The sequence below is a fragment of the Shewanella sp. OMA3-2 genome, assembly GCF_021513195.1.
Taxonomy (GTDB): Bacteria; Pseudomonadota; Gammaproteobacteria; order Enterobacterales; family Shewanellaceae; genus Shewanella.
The window spans coordinates 300,491-319,998 of record NZ_CP090974.1; the positions used below are offsets into that span (position 1 = coordinate 300,491).

The following is a 19,508-nucleotide window of genomic DNA, read 5'->3' on the forward strand; positions in this document are numbered from 1 at the left end:
GTTTAAATGCCTATACGCCTGTAATTAAATTTACAACTCGCAATAAGATTGCGTCTAATCCCCAAAGGATTAATGCAACAACACCTGTTGCAGCAAGAACAATAAACGTTGTGGTAAGTGCTTCTTGGCGAGTTGGCCAAATCACTTTACGCACCTCGATATGTGCTTCACGAGCAAATGAAAGTGCTTGCTTACCTTTTACGGTTTGGAATGCAATGAAGCCAGCAATTGCAAAAGTAACAATTACGCCAGCAACACGAGCCACCACACTGGCTTCTGCAAAAAATTGGTTAGCAATAACTGCAGCTAAAACTAGCAATACAGCCACGCTCCACTTAACGATATCCAGAGAATTACCCTGGCTTTCAGTACTTGTTGTCATCAGTTAATTCCGTTACTCATTACGACCTGAGCTTAGCAACAGTGATCTGCCACTACATTCCCGAGTTACCCCAGAAACCATCACAGCACAGGGTCAAAAATCGGCCATAGATTGTATTCTGATTCAGCTTTATTCGCAACATGGCAGGCAGTCTTATCCGAATAAATCAGTAAAAAACTTGTGTTTTATCTTATCGCAAGCCGTAAAAACAAAAAAGGAAGCCTAGGCTTCCTTTTTCAGTGTTAACTAAATTCGCAATTAAGCAATAATTTTAGCTACAACACCAGCACCAACTGTACGGCCACCTTCACGGATAGCGAAACGTAAACCGTCGTCCATCGCGATTGGGTAAATCAAAGTAACTACCATCTTGATGTTATCACCAGGCATTACCATTTCTACGCCTTCTGGTAATTCGATAGTTCCAGTTACGTCCGTTGTACGGAAGTAGAACTGTGGACGGTATCCTTTGAAGAATGGAGTGTGACGTCCGCCTTCTTCTTTTGATAACACGTATACTTCTGATTCGAAAGTAGTGTGTGGGTTGATTGAACCTGGCTTAGCTAGTACTTGACCACGTTCTACGTCATCACGCTTAGTACCACGTAATAACACACCACAGTTCTCGCCAGCACGACCTTCGTCAAGTAGCTTACGGAACATTTCTACGCCAGTACAAGTTGTTTTAGTTGTGTCTTTAACACCAACAATTTCAACTTCGTCTGATACGCGTACAATACCACGCTCAACACGACCAGTTACCACTGTACCACGACCAGAAATCGAGAATACGTCTTCGATTGGCAGTAGGAATGGCTTATCGATGTCACGCTCTGGCTCTGGAATATAAGTATCTAGTGCTTCTGCAAGCTCAAGAATTTTAGCTTCCCACTCTGGTTGGCCTTCTAGTGCCTTAAGAGCTGAACCTTGAATTACTGGTAAATCATCACCTGGGAAGTCGTATTCTGACAGAAGTTCACGCACTTCCATCTCTACTAATTCTAGTAATTCTTCGTCATCTACCATGTCACATTTGTTCATGAATACGATGATGAAAGGTACACCTACTTGACGAGAAAGTAGGATGTGCTCACGTGTTTGTGGCATTGGGCCGTCTGTAGCAGCAACTACTAAGATTGCGCCATCCATCTGTGCAGCACCAGTGATCATGTTTTTAACATAATCCGCGTGACCTGGACAGTCGACGTGTGCATAGTGACGAATTGGTGTGTCATATTCGATGTGAGAAGTATTAATTGTAATACCGCGCTCACGCTCTTCTGGAGCGTTATCGATTTGAGCGAAGTTACGCACTTCACCACCATAAGTCTTAGCTAACACAGCAGAAATAGCTGCAGTTAAAGTTGTTTTACCATGGTCAACGTGACCGATGGTGCCTACGTTTACGTGGGGCTTCTTACGTTCAAATTTAGCTTTTGCCATGGTATAGCCTCAATCCAATAGTTTGGTGATGAAAACACACACATAATAAAAATCCGATGCATAGATATGACATCGAATCAATTTTTAGTCAGGCGATTATTTATTGTAGGATTGTGCTGATAAGCATGGTAGAAATACCGACTTAACCTTGACCTAAGGCTTGCTCAATTACTTGAGCTGTATCAGCAAACAAACTTGGAGCGGATGGCGGGAATCGAACCCGCGTTATCAGCTTGGAAGGCTGGAGTAATACCATTATACGACATCCGCGCAACCTACATAGGCTACCTAACTACCTAAAAAATGGTGGAGGGAGAAGGATTCGAACCTTCGAAGGCTGAGCCGTCAGATTTACAGTCTGATCCCTTTGGCCACTCGGGAACCCCTCCAGAAAAATGGTGCCGGCACCAAGAGTCGAACTCGGGACCTACTGATTACAAGTCAGTTGCTCTACCAACTGAGCTATGCCGGCGCATCATTTCGGGAACGGATATTAGGTAAATGTGACGCTAAGTGCAATAGAAAAATTATAAAAAAGCTAAATAAAGTCTTAATCGTTGTTTTTTTATTCGTGAATCGGTAAATATAGCCAAAATTTAACCATTATTCTTATTCGGTCAGATAATTGAATCTTAAAGTATTGTTCCAGTAATACGGATCGTGTAATGTGCCAGACCCAGTATAAAATTGGTTTATTAATGAAAAATAGCATTCAGCAAGCGCTATACCTCTCCTTCGAACGTCATAAATGGGCGGAGCTGCGCAATTCTGTTCCTTTAACTTTAAGCCAAGAAGAGCTTGAAAGCCTAAGAGGCATGAATGAGAAGTTATCATTAGATGAGGTAACTGATATTTACCTGCCACTAAGCCGATTACTGAACCTTATTGTAGGAGCAAAACAACAACGGGGAATGATTGTAGATAAGTTCTTAGAACAGAGCGCTTCGCGATCGCCGTACATTATCAGCATAGCAGGTAGTGTTGCTGTTGGAAAAAGCACTACTGCACGTATCCTGCAAACTTTACTACAACGTTGGCCTGAACACCCAAAAGTTGATCTAGTGACGACCGATGGTTTTTTATACCCTCTAGCTGATTTAAAGCGCAAGGGACTACTCCAGCGTAAAGGCTTTCCAGAAAGTTATGACATGAAAATGTTAGTCGACTTCATCTCTGCGGTGAAAACTGGTGAGACGCGTGTTTTGGCACCTTTATATTCACACGTCACCTATGATCGATGTCATGACCAGCACCAAGTGATAGAGCAACCTGACATTCTTATCCTTGAAGGGTTAAATGTTTTACAAACAGGTTTAGATTCTCCTATTGATATAAGACGCCCCTTTGTGTCTGACTTTGTCGACTTTTCAATATATGTCGATGCAGAAGAACATTTATTAAAAGAATGGTATCAGCAGCGTTTCTTACAGTTTAGAAAAGGTGCATTTAGCGACCCATTATCATTTTTTTCATCATTACGCTGCATTATCGGATAATGAAGCAAATGACATTTCAGCTACTATTTGGGACACGATTAATGGTCCTAATTTGAACCTTAACATTCAGCCAACCAGAGAACGTGCAAATCTTATTCTCAAAAAAGGTGAAAACCATTTAATGGATAATGTGTTACTGAGAAAGTAAGCTTTAGTTAAGGCGCGCTAACTAGGCGCGTCGTAAACTTATTTCACCACCAATAAACGTTCTCAGGCCTTCATTAGTCTCTATTACAATCCCTCCTTGCTGATCTATTCCCTTGTAAATACCCTCAACTTCGTTGGGCGCCATTAGCAACTTAATAGGCTTATTCGTAAATAAGTCATACTTCTGCCAAAAATTAGCAAATGGAGCCAAGCCCTGCTTATCAAAAAGTTGAATGTCACTTTTCAAATGTTGATGTAGTTTTACCAATAACAGGGTTTTATCAGGTAATTCCTTTTGGCTAGTTAAATCGCTCCATGGCTGATCAATAAGCTCGCCCTGTACAGCCGACATACTCATATTGATACCAAAACCAATCACTAATTCTGTTTGCTGTGTATTGGTTTGCGCAACTTCAATTAAAATACCAGCCAGCTTTTTACCCTCTAAATAAATGTCATTAGGCCATTTAAGCCCAAGACCATTGACTCCCATATCAGTTAATGCTTTAACGATTGAGCAGGCGATAACCAAGCTTAGCCCCATAGTTTTGGTCGCATCACTATCAAAACGCCAGAATAAAGATGCGTATAAATGATTACCGTAGGGAGATTGCCACTGTCTTCCGCGTCTTCCTCGCCCGACTGATTGATATTCAGCAACACAGATATCACCAGACTTCAAATCTTCATGATGAGTTAACAGAAAGCTATTAGTGCTATTTATTTCATCAAAATAAAAGCATCTGTTATCTATTTGGTTAATCAACCTATTCTCATCAACTAATGCTATTTGATTTGCTAGCTTATACCCTTTGCCTTTGACGCTAAAAACCTCAACACCATATTCAGACAATGAGTCAATATGCTGATTGACAGCCATTCTGGTTAAGCCAATTTGACTTGCTATTTTCTCGCCAGATGTAAAATGTTCTGCGCTCAGCAACGACAGTATTGAACGTTTACGCGACCAATGTTCATTCATGATAAAACGACCTCTCCAAATTGCGCCATAATTCTAGGTTCCGTTTCTAGGGATACTTCAAATCGCTGTTCAATAACATCAATAACATGTAATGCGAGTTGACAGATATCATTGCCGGTTGCATTAGCAGAGTTAACTAACACTAGCGCCTGCAATTGATGTACCGATGCGCCACCAACACTAAAACCTTTAAGTCCTGCATTATCGATTAACCAACCTGCGGCTAGTTTCACTAGGCTATCTTCTAAGCTGTAGCCGATTAACTCTGGAAATTTCTCTTTTAAAGCTTTAAATTTATCGGCGTTAACAATAGGGTTTTTAAAAAAGCTGCCAACATTTCCTAATACAGCAGGGTCAGGTAATTTCGACTGTCTTATCTGGCAAACCAAGTCAAAAACCTGTTTGGCACTTACTGTCGTAGCATCGAGTGTGTTTAACGGCGCGTAATCAAGTTGTGGTTCCCACACTTGAGTTAACTTAATTTTGACCGCTGTAATAACAGCTTTATGTTTAAGTTGTTGCTTAAAAATTGACTCTCTATAATCAAATTGACAATCTTCAGCGCTAATTTCAAACAGTTGTGATGAATCAAGATCGAGAAACTCAACAGAATGGCAAACCTGACTAAACTCTGCACCGTAAGCACCGATATTTTGAATCGGCGCAGCACCAACCGTACCTGGTATTAAGGCTAAATTTTCTATACCGTAAAAATTATTTTCAACACAATACGTCACCAGCTCGTGCCAACTCTCACCAGCCTCAACAATAAGCAGTACCTCATTCCCTTCTTGTTCTACAGTAATCCCTTTAGTCGCAATTTTAACTACGGCACCGGCAAAATCTTCAGTGAAGACCACATTGCTGCCACTACCTAGTATCATTAAGGCTTTATCTGAGTGATATAAAGATAGGCATGTCTCGATAAGCGATTCTTTTGAATCTACAACAAATAGTTCATCACAGGACTGTTCTAGTCCAAGAGTATTGTGTTTAAGCAGAGATACTGACATATAGATAACATGGTAAATAGAAGATTATTTATTGTAACAGGTATCGAGCTAATCAAAAAAACCAAAATATGAAAACCAGATAGAACAAGCATATTATTTATAATACCAATCCGATTAAATATACGATCTTTCTTCGAGAGTGCAACGTGCTGCAGGCAAGACTGATAAATGAAGCGAATAGTTACCCTCGGCAACTAACTCCTGTGCAGCACTATCTTATGCATCCATGCTGTCGTATTTTGAAAGCAAGCTAACTAAACAACAAGTTCTTTGAAAACCACCAAAATGTTGTTTTTCAGGTGTTTAATGGGACTAGTATGATTCATCCATGGGCATATGGCCATACTCTCTATGTCATATATTCTAACAATATTTCTAGCAAAAACGCAGAAAGGTCATACTACTTTTATGCTCAAATGTTATCCTCAAATCGCAGACGTAAAAAAGCCCGTTACATTAGCAACGGGTTTATCACTCTCTTTTCAAAGAAATTTGGCGCCTGGAAATGACCTACTCTCACATGGGCATGTCGGCCACACTACTTTTATGCTCAAATGTTATCCTCAAATCGCAGACGTAAAAAAGCCCGTTACATTAGCAACGGGTTTATCACTCTCTTTTCAAAGAAATTTGGCGCCTGGAAATGACCTACCCTCACATGGGCATATCGGCCACACTACTTTTATGCTCAAATGTTATCCTCAAATCGCGGATGTAAAAAAGCCCATTACATTAGTAACGGGTTTATCACTCTCTTTTCAGAGAAATTTAGCGCCTGGAAATGACCTACTCTCACATGGGCATGTCGGCCACACTACTTTTATGCTCAAATGTTATCCTCAAATCGCAGACGTAAAAAAGCCCGTTGCGTTAGCAACGGGCTTATCACTACTCTTTCGAGTTAATTTGGCGCCTGGAAATGACCTACTCTCACATGGGGAGACCCCACACTACCATCGGCGATACTGTGTTTCACTTCTGAGTTCGGAATGGGATCAGGTGGTACCACAGCTCTATGGTTTCCAGACAAATTCTACTAGGACAATACACTAGAATATTCGTGGTGCTGATACCCAGAATCGAACTGGGGACCTCATCCTTACCAAGGATGCGCTCTACCGGCTGAGCCATATCAGCAAAACTTGCTTTTACTTAACTACTAGTTTGTTACTAATAATTTAATTTGGCGCCTGGAAATGACCTACTCTCACATGGGGAGACCCCACACTACCATCGGCGATACTGTGTTTCACTTCTGAGTTCGGAATGGGATCAGGTGGTGCCACAGCTCTATGGTTTCCAGACAAATTTGGTTTATCTAACACACTCATTGTGCATTAAATAATAATTCGGAAAGCTGATTTGCTTACGCCCTTATCAGAGCTTCGCTTATTTGAGTTTTCGCACTGCTTAAGTGTCACATTCTAATACTAAGTCGTATCAGTAAAACCCATCTGGGTTGTATGGTTAAGCCTCACGGGTCATTAGTACAAGTTAGCTCAACGCCTCACAACGCTTACACACCTTGCCTATCAACGTAGTAGTCTCCTACGGCCCTTTAGAGAGCTTAAAGCTCTAGGGATGACTCATCTTGGGGCTCGCTTCCCGCTTAGATGCTTTCAGCGGTTATCGATTCCGAACGTAGCTACTGGGCAATGCCATTGGCATGACAACCCAAACACCAGCGGTTCGTCCACTCCGGTCCTCTCGTACTAGGAGCAGCTCCCCTCAATCATCCAACGCCCACGGCAGATAGGGACCGAACTGTCTCACGACGTTCTGAACCCAGCTCGCGTACCACTTTAAATGGCGAACAGCCATACCCTTGGGACCGACTTCAGCCCCAGGATGTGATGAGCCGACATCGAGGTGCCAAACACCGCCGTCGATATGAACTCTTGGGCGGTATCAGCCTGTTATCCCCGGAGTACCTTTTATCCGTTGAGCGATGGCCCTTCCATTCAGAACCACCGGATCACTATGACCTACTTTCGTACCTGCTCGACGTGTATGTCTCGCAGTTAAGCTGGCTTATGCCATTGCACTAACCGTACGATGTCCGACCGTACTTAGCCAACCTTCGTGCTCCTCCGTTACTCTTTGGGAGGAGACCGCCCCAGTCAAACTACCCACCAGGCACTGTCCTCAACCCCGATAAGGGGCCAGAGTTAGAACATCAAAACTACAAGGGTGGTATTTCAAGATTGACTCCACTCCATCTAGCGACGAAGCTTCAAAGTCTCCCACCTATCCTACACATGTAGGTTCAATGTTCAGTGCCAAGCTATAGTAAAGGTTCACGGGGTCTTTCCGTCTAGCCGCGGGTATACGGCATCTTCACCGCAATTTCAACTTCACTGAGTCTCGGCTGGAGACAGCGTGGCCATCATTACGCCATTCGTGCAGGTCGGAACTTACCCGACAAGGAATTTCGCTACCTTAGGACCGTTATAGTTACGGCCGCCGTTTACTTGGGCTTCGATCATGAGCTTCTCTTGCGATAACCCAATCAATTAACCTTCAAGCACCGGGCAGGCGTCACACCGTATACGTCATCTTGCGATTTTGCACAGTGCTGTGTTTTTGATAAACAGTTGCAGCCACCTGGTATCTGCGACTGCCGTCAGCTTAGGGAGCAAGTCCCATCACCAACAGCAGCGTACCTTCTCCCGAAGTTACGGTACCATTTTGCCTAGTTCCTTCAGCCGAGTTCTCTCAAGCGCCTTGGTATTCTCTACCCGACCACCTGTGTCGGTTTGGGGTACGATCCCTACTAACCTGAAGCTTAGAAGATTTTCCTGGAAGCATGGCATCAACTACTTCATCACCTTAGTGACTCGTCATCAGCTCTCAACGTGTACATTTAAGTACGTGTTCCCGGATTTGCCTAAGAACACCGCCTACTACCTTAAACGCGGACTACCAACGCCGCGCTAGCCTAGCCTTCTCCGTCTCTCCATCGCAGTTAGCAGAGGTACAGAAATATTAATCTGTTTTCCATCGATTACGCCTTTCGGCCTCACCTTAGGGGTCGACTCACCCTGCCCCGATTAACGTTGGACAGGAACCCTTGGTCTTTCGGCGAGGGAGTTTTTCACTCCCTTTATCGTTACTCATGTCAGCATTCGCACTTCTGATACGTCCAGTGTGGGTTACCCCTTCACCTTCAACCGCTTACAGAACGCTCCTCTACCGCTTGCAGTAAACTGCAAACCCGTAGCTTCGGTGGTATGTTTAGCCCCGTTAAATCTTCCGCGCAGGCCGACTCGACTAGTGAGCTATTACGCTTTCTTTAAATGATGGCTGCTTCTAAGCCAACATCCTAGCTGTCTAAGCCTTCCCACATCGTTTCCCACTTAACATACACTTTGGGACCTTAGCTGACGGTCTGGGTTGTTTCCCTTTTGACAACGGACGTTAGCACCCGCTGTCTGTCTCCCGAGTAGTACTCATTGGTATTCGGAGTTTGCAAAGGGTTGGTAAGTCGGGATGACCCCCTAGCCTTAACAGTGCTCTACCCCCAATGGTATTCGCTCGAGGCGCTACCTAAATAGCTTTCGAGGAGAACCAGATATCTCCGAGTTTGATTGGCCTTTCACCCCCAGCCACAAGTCATCCGCTCATTTTTCAACATAAGTCGGTTCGGTCCTCCAGTTGATGTTACTCAACCTTCAACCTGCCCATGGCTAGATCACTCGGTTTCGGGTCTACGCCTTGCAACTAAACGCGCAGTTAACACTCGGTTTCCCTACGGCTCCGCTATTCGCTTAACCTCGCTACAAAACGTAAGTCGCTGACCCATTATACAAAAGGTACGCAGTCACGGTCTCAAGAACCGCTCCCACTGCTTGTACGTATACGGTTTCAGGTTCTATTTCACTCCCCTCACAGGGGTTCTTTTCGCCTTTCCCTCACGGTACTGGTTCACTATCGGTCAGTCAGGAGTATTTAGCCTTGGAGGATGGTCCCCCCATATTCAAACAGGATGTCACGTGTCCCGCCTTACTCGTTTTCATCTATGGTTAGTTTTCATGTACGGGGCTATCACCCTGTGCCGCTGTGCTTTCCAACACATTCCACTAACACCCCATAGACTTAAGGGCTAATCCCCGTTCGCTCGCCGCTACTAGGGGAATCTCGGTTGATTTCTTTTCCTCTGGGTACTTAGATGTTTCAGTTCCCCAGGTTCGCCTCATGCAACTATGTATTCACTGCATGATGACCACTTATGTGGCGGGTTTCCCCATTCGGATATCGTTAGCTCAAATGCTTATTACTAGCTCGCCAACGCTTTTCGCAAGTTATTACGTCCTTCATCGCCTCTGACTGCCAAGGCATCCACCGTATACGCTTAGTCACTTAACCATACAACCCAAATGAGTTTCACTTGCGTGAACTAATTAGACTGTATCGCAACTAGCTGGTTTTTACTTGTCTCACTCCCGACCAGGAAGTGTGACTCGCCTTAGTTTTTAGAATATTCAAGACACTTAAACAGTGTTTTGAGAACTCAAGTGTTAATACTTTCGTATTAACGTTTTTCGCACTAACATAATCACACAAACAACAACGAATCATCATCTATGCGCCTTTAGTTAGTACTATCAGCTTTCCAAATTGTTAAAGAGCGGGCTTAAAAAAGCCAAAGATAAATTTTTCACTTATCTTTGGCATCTCTGACCAATGTGTATGTATTTCATCTAAGATGAATGGTGGAGCTATGCGGGATCGAACCGCAGACCTCCTGCGTGCAAGGCAGGCGCTCTCCCAGCTGAGCTATAACCCCTTTACATACAGCGAGAATTTATGTTCACCTTCTAAGAAGGTCAGCCAATTTATTTGGCTTGCCAATCATTTCTAATCAAGGCGGATGATGACGACGTTTAGTTCACTAAACGAGTTATCTTCCAACGCAGAGTAGGAAAAATTGGTGGGTCAGAGTGGACTTGAACCACCGACCTCACCCTTATCAGGGGTGCGCTCTAACCAGCTGAGCTACAGACCCAACATAATTTCTCTTTCTTTCTATCAAGTAATCTGTGTGAACACTCACATGCATTGCTGCACTTTAGGTATTGAGTTAGTCGTATAGGTAAGGAGGTGATCCAGCCCCAGGTTCCCCTAGGGCTACCTTGTTACGACTTCACCCCAGTCATGAACCACAAAGTGGTGAGCGTTCTCCCGAAGGTTAAACTACCCACTTCTTTTGCAGCCCACTCCCATGGTGTGACGGGCGGTGTGTACAAGGCCAGGAACGTATTCACCGTGACATTCTGATTCACGATTACTAGCGATTCCGACTTCATGGAGTCGAGTTGCAGACTCCAATCCGGACTACGACGTACTTTGTGAGATTAGCTCCACCTCGCGGCTTTGCAACCCTCTGTATACGCCATTGTAGCACGTGTGTAGCCCTACTCGTAAGGGCCATGATGACTTGACGTCGTCCCCACCTTCCTCCGGTTTATCACCGGCAGTCTCCCTAAAGTTCCCGACATAACTCGCTGGCAAATAAGGATAGGGGTTGCGCTCGTTGCGGGACTTAACCCAACATTTCACAACACGAGCTGACGACAGCCATGCAGCACCTGTCTCACAGTTCCCGAAGGCACAATCGCATCTCTGCAATCTTCTGTGGATGTCAAGAGTAGGTAAGGTTCTTCGCGTTGCATCGAATTAAACCACATGCTCCACCGCTTGTGCGGGCCCCCGTCAATTCATTTGAGTTTTAACCTTGCGGCCGTACTCCCCAGGCGGTCTACTTAATGCGTTAGCTTGGGAGCCCAGTGACTAAGTCACCAAACTCCGAGTAGACATCGTTTACGGCGTGGACTACCAGGGTATCTAATCCTGTTTGCTCCCCACGCTTTCGTGCATGAGCGTCAGTCTTTGTCCAGGAGGCCGCCTTCGCCACCGGTATTCCTTCAGATATCTACGCATTTCACCGCTACACCTGAAATTCTACCTCCCTCTACAAGACTCTAGTTCCCCAGTTCCAAATGCTATTCCTAGGTTGAGCCCAGGGCTTTCACATCTGGCTTAAAAAACCGCCTGCGCACGCTTTACGCCCAGTAATTCCGATTAACGCTCGGACCCTCCGTATTACCGCGGCTGCTGGCACGGAGTTAGCCGGTCCTTCTTCTGTAGGTAACGTCACAGTAACCGTTTATTAAACGTCTACCTTTCCTCCCTACTGAAAGTGCTTTACAACCCGAAGGCCTTCTTCACACACGCGGCATGGCTGCATCAGGCTTTCGCCCATTGTGCAATATTCCCCACTGCTGCCTCCCGTAGGAGTCTGGGCCGTGTCTCAGTCCCAGTGTGGCTGATCATCCTCTCAGAACAGCTAGGGATCGTCGCCTTGGTGAGCCATTACCTCACCAACTAGCTAATCCCACCTAGGTTCATCCAATCGCGAAAGGCCCGAAGGTCCCCTCCTTTCCCCCGTAGGGCGTATGCGGTATTAGCAGTCGTTTCCAACTGTTATCCCCCTCGACTGGGCAGATCCCTAGGCATTACTCACCCGTCCGCCGCTCGCCGGCAAAGATAGCAAGCTATCTTCCCGCTGCCGCTCGACTTGCATGTGTTAGGCCTGCCGCCAGCGTTCAATCTGAGCCATGATCAAACTCTTCAATTAAAGTTTTTTTGAATCTTGCGATTCGGCTCAATGAATTCTGATTGCTTTATCAACCGAAGTTAACAAAGTCTTTTTGTACATATTGCTATGAACATTCATCGTTGCATTGAGTTTAAATTTTTTGATTGCCAACATTCCGAAGAACAGAAGACAATTTCGAATAACTCAATACCTGTGAATGTCCACACAGATTACTTGATAAATTGTTAAAGAGCGTTGATGTTAATTTTTCAAACATCGCCGTTAGACGCTAGGTCGTTGGCTTGGGCTGCGTATTCTACAGACCCTGTTGTCAGCGTCAAGTGTTTTTTCAAACTTTCTTTTCGCTGTTGATTTGATGATGAAACCGAAGTTTTTATCCTTTCAAATCAACCTGAACTTCCTCAGTGATTAACCTTGGATGCCACTTTGCTTTCGCGCTGTGCCGTGTCAGTGGTTGCGCATTATAGGGAGATTCTGAAGCGACGCAAGGGGGGATCGCGATCTTTTTTACTGACCGATGATCTTTTACTCAGATCGTTGTTATTTTCACTTTTACGCTCACAAAACAGACAACTTTTAACGCGAAAGCTGTATTTATGATCTTTAAGTTAATTTTAAGCTCATTTTTTCTACAATGGACTGGTTAATCTTCGGATTATTCATTAATATATAGCGGTTTTTTAACAGTTATTTTTCATTTCATTATTATTAGAGATTATTTTATGCAGAAATCATTCGTGATTGTTCTTATTGCAGCACTTGTTGGTGCTTTTGTTTTTTTTCAAGTTCAAGGCAGTGTAGCTTCCTCTGTAGCATTTATTGCAGGGATAGTAACAGCAACACTTATCTTTACCTTTGTTCCATCTAACCAAGCTCGCGCATCTGATGAACCTTATGTAGGTCCAACAATGACGTTATATGTTGGTAACTTACCTTACCGTGTTCATGAAGGTGAAGTTAAAGAGTTATTTGGTGAGTATGGGCCGGTTAATTCAGTCCGCTTAGTGCGTGATCGCAAAACAGGTCGTCGTAAGGGCTTTGGCTTTGTTGAAATGTCGGAAGCGGGGGCTCAAAAAGCTATGGGTAAGTTGAACGACTATACTTTCCAGGAACGTACTTTAAAGGTAAGGGAAGCTAAGTCTCAAGAATCTGATTCTTCCGATTCTTCTGATGCTTAATCTAACTTAGTTAGATAGTTTAGTCGGTTATTTGCTTCACACTGGTGAACCCATAACCGACTAATGCTTTATGGAGTCCTGTTGAAATTTGTTTTGTATAACTGACCGTTAATTCACTTCCCTGCTTATTACTTGTCGCCACCAATGTTTTTACTCTATTTGCTATTGCCAATCCAGAATCTAATAATTTGACGTGATTACCCAGTATCTGGTTAATTTCAGCTGCAATAATAGGGAAGTGTGTACAGCCTAATACCAACACATCAATATCAGCATCTTTAATCGGTTGTAAAATTGACTCCAGCTTTATTCGATCAATCATTTCGCCTGCTACATATTTCTCTGCCATCATTACCAATTCCGATGAACCAAATAACTCTACTTTGCAGTCGTCAGCAAATTCATTGATCAACTCTTGGGTATAGTCACGCTTTACTGTGCCTGGTGTAGCGAGTAGCCCAATATGCTTCTTAGTAGATAATGCAGCGGCAGGTTTAATCGCTGGTACAACACCAACAACAGGGATAGATAAGCTCGCTCTTAACCTAGGTAATACAAGCGTACTAGCGGTATTGCACGCAACAACCACAATAGTGGCATTAATTTGCTTTACCTGTTGCAGAATTAACTTAACACAGCCTTCAATTAAGTCAGCTTCAGTTAAGTTGCCATAAGGCAAACGAGCATTATCAAATAAGTAGTGATAATCTCTATTTGGCAATAGCTTACGGATTTCAGATAGTACTGATAAACCACCTATTCCGGAGTCGAATACTAAAATTGGCTCTGACAACGTGGTCTCCTGTTTTATATACATTGGATATCGACGCTATTTGTTATAAAATTTGCGCCCTTTTTTATTGCCTTTGGTGGAGAAAATGAATTTAGCAGCCATGGACCCAAATAACTATGCTACGCAACTGGAACAGAAGCGTATCAAGCTTGAGCAAGCCTTCGCTGATTTTACCCCACCTGCATTAGAAGTATTCGCTTCTGAACCTGCACATTATCGGATGCGTGCCGAATTTAGAATGTGGCACGAAGGCGAAGACTTATATTACTACATGTTCGACAAAGCGCTGAATGCTAAAGTGCGCTGCGATCAATATTTACCTGCTGGTAGGTTGATTAATCAAGTGATGGCGGCCTTAATTGAAGAACTAAAACCAAGTCCTTCTTTGCGGTATCGTTTATTTCAGGTCGACTTTTTGTCTACTCTAAGCGGTGAGATTTTAGTGTCTTTGCTATATCACCGTCAATTAGATGATCAATGGCTTGAAGATGCCAAGGCGCTGAAGGCCAAACTAGCTGCACAATTTAATATTAATTTGATTGGTCGAGCCAGAAAACAGAAAATAGATCTAGATAAAGACTTCGTGACTGAAGAACTGACGATTAACGGTCAAACATTACTGTACAAACAGATTGAAAATAGTTTCACTCAACCTAATGCGAAAGTATCAGTAAAAATGCTCGAGTGGGCTATTGATGCCACCAAGCAAAGCCAAGGTGATTTATTAGAGCTGTATTGCGGCAATGGTAATTTTACTATTGCATTAGCACAAAATTTTAACCGTGTGCTGGCTACTGAGCTGGCTAAACCGTCAGTTGATGCTGCGCAATACAATATTGAAATTAATAAAGTCGATAATGTGCAGATTATACGTATGTCTGCAGAGGATTTTAGCGATGCGATGGCCAAGAAACGTAATTTTAGACGTTTAGAAGGTATCGATTTAGATAGCTATGATTGCAATACCATATTTGTTGACCCACCAAGAGCCGGTATTGATGACGAAACATTAAAGTTAGTTCAAGGCTATGAGCGTATTTTATATATCTCGTGTAACCCTACTACGTTAAAAGATAACTTAACGGTATTAGGCGCTACCCATAAAATTACTCGTTTTGCGTTATTTGATCAATTCCCATACACCGACCATATGGAATCTGGCGTATTGCTTGAACGTAAATAACGCCGGATTATCGCTTTCAGTAAAAAGGGCAGATTCACTATCTGCTCTTTTTATTCCAAAATACGAAGCAATGATCAATTACGGTTGTCCATTTTCAGCTGTAACGCTTCAGCCCCCATAGCCACCATTCGCAAATGTAATACCAATTGATCAGCTAATAGCTTACGATCACTTCGTTTTAAATCTAACGCACTCGCCCCTGCATTAAAAACTAAAGTCACTAAAGCCTCAGCTTGTGCTCGGGCAAGTGTGGGGTGCCTATTAGCATGCGCTTCGGTGTAATGGGCTAACTCTGAAATAAAATGTTCCACCTCACGCTCAACTGCCGCACGAAAAGCTGCTGATGTACCTGAACGTTCATGTAATAAAATACGGAACACATTGGGATTTGACTCCATCACTTCCATAAAGGTATCAACAGATATCCGAATAACACTTCCACCCGCTTCGGCACGTTGACGTCCTTTGCGCATCATTTGTCTGAGCGTTAAGCCGCCTTCATCAACCATAGTCAGACCAAGCTCATTCATATCTTTAAAATGACGATAAAATGATGTTGGTGCAATACCAGCTTCTCGAGCAACTTCACGTAAGCTTAAACTAGAAAAGCTGCGTTCAGCACTTAATTGATTAAACGCTGCATCCACTAATGCACGACGAGTTTTCTCTTTTTGTTGTGCTCTTACACCCATTTCACAAATCGCTCAGTCAAGATTAATTAACGGATAATACCCCTTTTATCATATAAACACAGCCCTATTGAGCTTGACCCAAAACGGATCACAGGATAAATTAGCTTACATATGTACGCTCAATTAGTTTAGACTCACATTTCAAAGTTAGCAGGAAAACGATTAGATGAAAAAACCTCCTATTATTTGGCTTAACACTTTGTTGTTTGCTATTACCTTTATTGGTGCTGTGGTGTTAGTGCCTTGGCGCGGTATAGCACACGGTTTTGATGGTGTTGAATGGCTTGCCTTCATTGTTTTAGCCTATGCCAGTGGCTTGTCGATCACCGCTGGTTACCATCGTCTTTGGTCCCATAAGGCCTATAAAGCACATCCAGTTATGCGAGTATTATTTGCATTAGGCGGCGCATTAGCATTACAAAATAGTGCGATACATTGGTGTAGTGATCATCGTGTACATCATAAACATGTCGATAATAATGACAAAGATCCCTATTCAGCGAAAATGGGCTTTTGGTACAGCCATATCGGTTGGATGCTACGTGAATATCAAGCAAGTCGTTATAGTGATTACAATAATGTCCGTGATTTACAAAATGACCCAATCCTGGTCTGGCAGCACAAACATTATTTAGCCTTAGTTATTTTAATGAATATTGGTTTACCCGCCTTTCTAGGTTGGTTAAATGGTGACGTAATATCAATGGTATTAATGGCTGGCTTATTGCGTTTAGTGGTAGTACATCACTGTACCTTCTTCATTAACTCACTAGCTCACATTTGGGGTAAACAGCCCTACACAGATAAAAACTCAGCCCGTGACAACGCCTTTTTAGCCTTATTGACTTATGGTGAGGGTTATCACAACTTCCATCATATATTTGAAAATGACTATCGTAACGGCATTAAGTGGTGGGATTACGATCCAACTAAATGGCTGATCAGGTTAATGAGTTGGGTTGGTTTAGCCAGTGACTTGCGCAAAGTACCACAAGAGAAAATTGAAAGCGCACGCTTACAAATGCAGCTTTTAAAAGCGCAAAACCAAGTGGCTCACTTACCTAATTGCGATGAGATTATTGAGAAGTTTCAAGCCGAATATGACTTGATGAAACAACACTTACTTGAATACTACCAAGCAAAGAAGATTTTGATTGAAGCTAAACGAAAGCAATTGGTTGACCATAACCTCAAACAGCAGGTACAACAGCTACGTAGTCAATTCCTCGAAAGACAACGTCACTGGAAAAGCCTCACAGCTGCTTATACGTCATAAGTTTAAACAAATATAGAAAAGGTCACGTACGCACGTGACCTTTTTTGTTTTGAGCAACTCCACTACATCGTGTGTTAATTAAATTGCTGTGTCACCTGTTGCTGCAATGCTTTGCAATTTGTCGTAGCACCGTCAACTGCAGGCGCAATAGTCACCGATACTTTAGACCAGAAACGTTTAGGCAAAGTGGTCAGTGCATGTCCTCCTTTATGGCTAAAGTAAGATCCCCACAATCCTGTTAACGCTAACGGTATTACTGTTACAGGATCCCGTTGTAAAATTTTATCAATACCAGGCCTAAACTCACCAATTTCACCGTCTGGGGTTAACTTCCCTTCCGGAAAAATACACACTAACTCATCGTTCGCTAATGCTTGATGTATCTGTTCGAATGCATTTAGATACGTCGACTCACACTTCTTCGGTGAACATATTGGGATAACGCCAGCGTGCCGAAACAAATACTTTAATAATGGAATTTCGCTAATCGACTTATCCATTACAAACCGAATAGGTCGAGTCGATGCGCCCATAATGACTAACGCATCAACGTAACTCACATGATTACTGACAATAATTCCTGCCCCTTGTGTCGGAATATGTTCTCTACCACGTACATTCACCCGATACATAACATGGCTCAGCAAATAACTGATAAAGCGTTGGGTAAACTCTGGCACTTGCGAGTAAACATATAACAGCACAACCAAATTAAGCACGCCGACAAGCATAAATAATTCAGGGATACTCCACTGAAATACCCCAAGCAACACTATCGATAATACTGCAGAGCCCACCATAAAGAAGGCATTAATGATGTTATTTGCCGCAATAGCTTGAGCACATTCTTGTTTTTCTGCACGAGTTTGAATAAACGCATACAGTGGCACAATGAATATCCCACCACTTAGGCCGACAAGAAACAAATCGATCATCACACGATAATGCTGCGCGTTAGCGATAAATGACTCGAAACTATACACAAAACCTGGATCAACAACCTCTAGCGGAATAGCCGCTATCATGTCAAAACTAAATACGCTTAAGCCCAAGACCCCAAATGGTAATAAGCCTAACTCAACATGTCCAAATGAAAAACGCTCACACACATACGACCCAACCGCAATACCGACAGAAAATAACGCCAGTAACAATGACACTACCGTAGCATCGGCATGTAAATGTAATTTGGCAAAATTTGGAAATTGAGTTAAATAGGTGGCCCCTAAGAACCAAAACCAGCTAATGGCAAGAATGGCCATCCAAATAGTCTTGGTTTGTCGCGCTTTATTAATACAACGCCAAGTACCAGAAAATAACGAAAACTGGCTAGGGTTTAAATCACCTTGGGCAGGCAATGAAGGAATCGCACGGCTGGCAAGATAACCACAAATAGCCAACACACAGACAATGATTGCAGCCCACGTTAAACCATTTTCATTAGACACCACCAAACCGGCGCTTAGGGTACCGACAAGAATCGACAAAAAAGTGCCCATTTCAACCAGAGCATTCCCTTTCACTAACTCAGCTTCGCTTAGGGCTTGAGGTAATAGTGAGTATTTTACTGGACCAAAGTATGCAGACTGACTACCGGTTAAAAATAGCAGCAGCAACATCACCAAATAACTCTGACTGATAATCGCGATAGCCGCTGTCGACATGATAATCAATTCTAACAACTTTAGTCGTCTAATCAATTTTGCCTTATTCATATTGTCTGCCACGATACCTGCATGAGCAGAAAACAAGAAAAAAGGTAAAATGAATACGCCAGCAGCTAAATTAACAAACAAGTTAACGTCAATCGGTAATGCATTTAATTGGCTGTACGTCACTAACAAGAGCAACACGTTTTTATAAAAGTTGTCATTAAGCGCCCCTAGGCATAAGGTCGCAAAATAGGGAAAAAATCGTTTAGTTAATAGCATTTGAATTCCTTTTTATGCTCATTCCATCAATATAACTGCTTACATGACTCGTCAACATGTCTTGTAAACAGGATTGTGTCTCAAATAGTTTCCATCCAATGACAAACAGGTTAATACATGTATCCCGCCCCAAATACGCGGCTCATCATTTTAACCTCTTGCTCGCATGCAAGTGGAAAGTATTGACTTAGTTGAGACTCAACATCAGAAAACAATGACTTAATCAGGTTCAGATGTGTGCTGGGTAAAGATTAATTGTCAGCCATTGTTAATTCAAATACCAATCTAAAACTACGGCAATGAGCTAAGGCAAACTGACTATAGGTTAACGCCATGTGTACAAAGCAGAGACAATGAAAACACCTGACGGCTG

The 19,508-nt window shown here is 43.0% G+C and carries 10 protein-coding genes, 6 tRNA genes, 4 rRNA genes and 1 pseudogene; 4 read left to right on the forward strand and 17 right to left on the reverse strand.

Annotated elements, in window-relative coordinates; translation table 11 throughout:
* Positions 1 to 10: 10 nt before the first annotated feature.
* From secE to L0B17_RS01410, 5 genes are all read right to left on the reverse strand, one after another.
* Entirely contained in the window at positions 11 to 382 is a 372-nt protein-coding gene (gene secE, locus L0B17_RS01390) for a preprotein translocase subunit SecE (protein WP_226412011.1), read from the reverse strand.
* A gap of 258 nt (positions 383 to 640) precedes the next feature.
* Entirely contained in the window at positions 641 to 1,825 is a 1,185-nt protein-coding gene (gene tuf / locus L0B17_RS01395; protein ID WP_235087048.1) for an elongation factor Tu, read from the reverse strand.
* Between the two features lie 196 nt (positions 1,826 to 2,021).
* Positions 2,022 to 2,095: transfer RNA gene (locus tag L0B17_RS01400), tRNA-Gly, on the reverse strand.
* A 34-nt stretch (positions 2,096 to 2,129) separates the two neighbouring features.
* Positions 2,130 to 2,214: transfer RNA gene (locus L0B17_RS01405), tRNA-Tyr, on the reverse strand.
* Between the two features lie 7 nt (positions 2,215 to 2,221).
* A tRNA-Thr gene (locus L0B17_RS01410) sits at positions 2,222 to 2,297 on the reverse strand.
* A gap of 226 nt (positions 2,298 to 2,523) precedes the next feature.
* Between L0B17_RS01410 and coaA the strand changes: the two are divergent.
* Positions 2,524 to 3,469: pseudogene (coaA, locus tag L0B17_RS01415) on the forward strand (type I pantothenate kinase).
* Between the two features lie 21 nt (positions 3,470 to 3,490).
* Here the strand turns inward: coaA and birA are convergent.
* From birA to L0B17_RS01460, 9 genes are all read right to left on the reverse strand, one after another.
* Complete coding sequence (gene birA, locus L0B17_RS01420) at positions 3,491 to 4,450, reverse strand: bifunctional biotin--[acetyl-CoA-carboxylase] ligase/biotin operon repressor BirA (RefSeq protein WP_235087050.1); 960 nt, start codon at positions 4,448 to 4,450, stop codon at positions 3,491 to 3,493.
* On the reverse strand, positions 4,447 to 5,469 hold the full coding sequence (gene murB / locus L0B17_RS01425) for a UDP-N-acetylmuramate dehydrogenase (RefSeq protein ID WP_443019930.1): 1,023 nt from the start codon (positions 5,467 to 5,469) through the stop codon (positions 4,447 to 4,449). The genes birA and murB overlap by 4 nt, the downstream gene beginning before the upstream one ends.
* A 905-nt stretch (positions 5,470 to 6,374) precedes the next feature.
* Positions 6,375 to 6,490: ribosomal RNA gene (gene rrf / locus L0B17_RS01430) — 5S ribosomal RNA — on the reverse strand.
* Positions 6,491 to 6,524: 34 nt separating this feature from the next.
* Positions 6,525 to 6,600: transfer RNA gene (locus L0B17_RS01435), tRNA-Thr, on the reverse strand.
* Positions 6,601 to 6,651: 51 nt separating this feature from the next.
* Positions 6,652 to 6,767, reverse strand: a 5S ribosomal RNA gene (gene rrf, locus L0B17_RS01440).
* 159 nt (positions 6,768 to 6,926) lie between these two features.
* Positions 6,927 to 9,828, reverse strand: a 23S ribosomal RNA gene (locus L0B17_RS01445).
* A 345-nt stretch (positions 9,829 to 10,173) separates the two neighbouring features.
* Positions 10,174 to 10,249, reverse strand: a tRNA-Ala gene (locus L0B17_RS01450).
* A 142-nt stretch (positions 10,250 to 10,391) separates the two neighbouring features.
* Positions 10,392 to 10,468, reverse strand: a tRNA-Ile gene (locus tag L0B17_RS01455).
* An 88-nt stretch (positions 10,469 to 10,556) separates the two neighbouring features.
* A 16S ribosomal RNA gene (locus tag L0B17_RS01460) occupies positions 10,557 to 12,100 on the reverse strand.
* Together the 16S, 23S and 5S rRNA genes with 3 tRNA genes alongside form the textbook arrangement of a ribosomal RNA operon.
* Before the next feature lie 704 nt (positions 12,101 to 12,804).
* On the opposite strand from L0B17_RS01460, the gene L0B17_RS01465 reads away from it, so the two are divergent.
* Complete coding sequence (locus L0B17_RS01465; RefSeq protein WP_235087054.1) at positions 12,805 to 13,260, forward strand: RNA recognition motif domain-containing protein; 456 nt, start codon at positions 12,805 to 12,807, stop codon at positions 13,258 to 13,260.
* Positions 13,261 to 13,279: 19 nt separating this feature from the next.
* On the opposite strand, the gene murI is transcribed toward L0B17_RS01465, so the two are convergent.
* Positions 13,280 to 14,053, reverse strand: a complete 774-nt coding sequence (murI, locus tag L0B17_RS01470; protein ID WP_235087055.1) for a glutamate racemase — start codon at positions 14,051 to 14,053, stop codon at positions 13,280 to 13,282.
* An 85-nt stretch (positions 14,054 to 14,138) separates the two neighbouring features.
* On the opposite strand from murI, the gene trmA reads away from it, so the two are divergent.
* Positions 14,139 to 15,236, forward strand: coding sequence for a tRNA (uridine(54)-C5)-methyltransferase TrmA (trmA, locus tag L0B17_RS01475; protein ID WP_235087057.1), 1,098 nt, complete (start codon positions 14,139 to 14,141; stop codon positions 15,234 to 15,236).
* Between the two features lie 74 nt (positions 15,237 to 15,310).
* Here the strand turns inward: trmA and fabR are convergent, their stop codons facing one another.
* A complete protein-coding gene (gene fabR, locus L0B17_RS01480) occupies positions 15,311 to 15,928 on the reverse strand; it encodes an HTH-type transcriptional repressor FabR (protein ID WP_235087059.1) in 618 nt (205 codons plus the stop codon).
* A gap of 166 nt (positions 15,929 to 16,094) precedes the next feature.
* On the opposite strand from fabR, the gene L0B17_RS01485 reads away from it, so the two are divergent.
* Positions 16,095 to 17,204 (forward strand): acyl-CoA desaturase, encoded by a 1,110-nt coding sequence (locus L0B17_RS01485; RefSeq protein ID WP_235087060.1) that lies wholly within the window; start codon positions 16,095 to 16,097, stop codon positions 17,202 to 17,204.
* Positions 17,205 to 17,278: 74 nt separating this feature from the next.
* Here the strand turns inward: L0B17_RS01485 and L0B17_RS01490 are convergent, their stop codons facing one another.
* Positions 17,279 to 19,135 (reverse strand): MFS transporter, encoded by a 1,857-nt coding sequence (locus L0B17_RS01490; protein WP_235087062.1) that lies wholly within the window; start codon positions 19,133 to 19,135, stop codon positions 17,279 to 17,281.
* Positions 19,136 to 19,508: the final 373 nt, after the last annotated feature.

Bases quoted from the DNA above. Each gene is read 5' to 3' on its own strand.
- secE (WP_226412011.1), bottom strand. From the start codon at position 382: ATGACAACAAGTACTGAAAGCCAGGGTAATTCTCTGGATATCGTTAAG.
- tuf (WP_235087048.1), bottom strand. From the start codon at position 1,825: ATGGCAAAAGCTAAATTTGAACGTAAGAAGCCCCACGTAAACGTAGGC.
- birA (WP_235087050.1), bottom strand. From the start codon at position 4,450: ATGAATGAACATTGGTCGCGTAAACGTTCAATACTGTCGTTGCTGAGC.
- L0B17_RS01465 (WP_235087054.1), top strand. From the start codon at position 12,805: ATGCAGAAATCATTCGTGATTGTTCTTATTGCAGCACTTGTTGGTGCT.
- trmA (WP_235087057.1), top strand. From the start codon at position 14,139: ATGAATTTAGCAGCCATGGACCCAAATAACTATGCTACGCAACTGGAA.
- fabR (WP_235087059.1), bottom strand. From the start codon at position 15,928: ATGGGTGTAAGAGCACAACAAAAAGAGAAAACTCGTCGTGCATTAGTG.
- L0B17_RS01485 (WP_235087060.1), top strand. From the start codon at position 16,095: ATGAAAAAACCTCCTATTATTTGGCTTAACACTTTGTTGTTTGCTATT.
- L0B17_RS01490 (WP_235087062.1), bottom strand. From the start codon at position 19,135: ATGCTATTAACTAAACGATTTTTTCCCTATTTTGCGACCTTATGCCTA.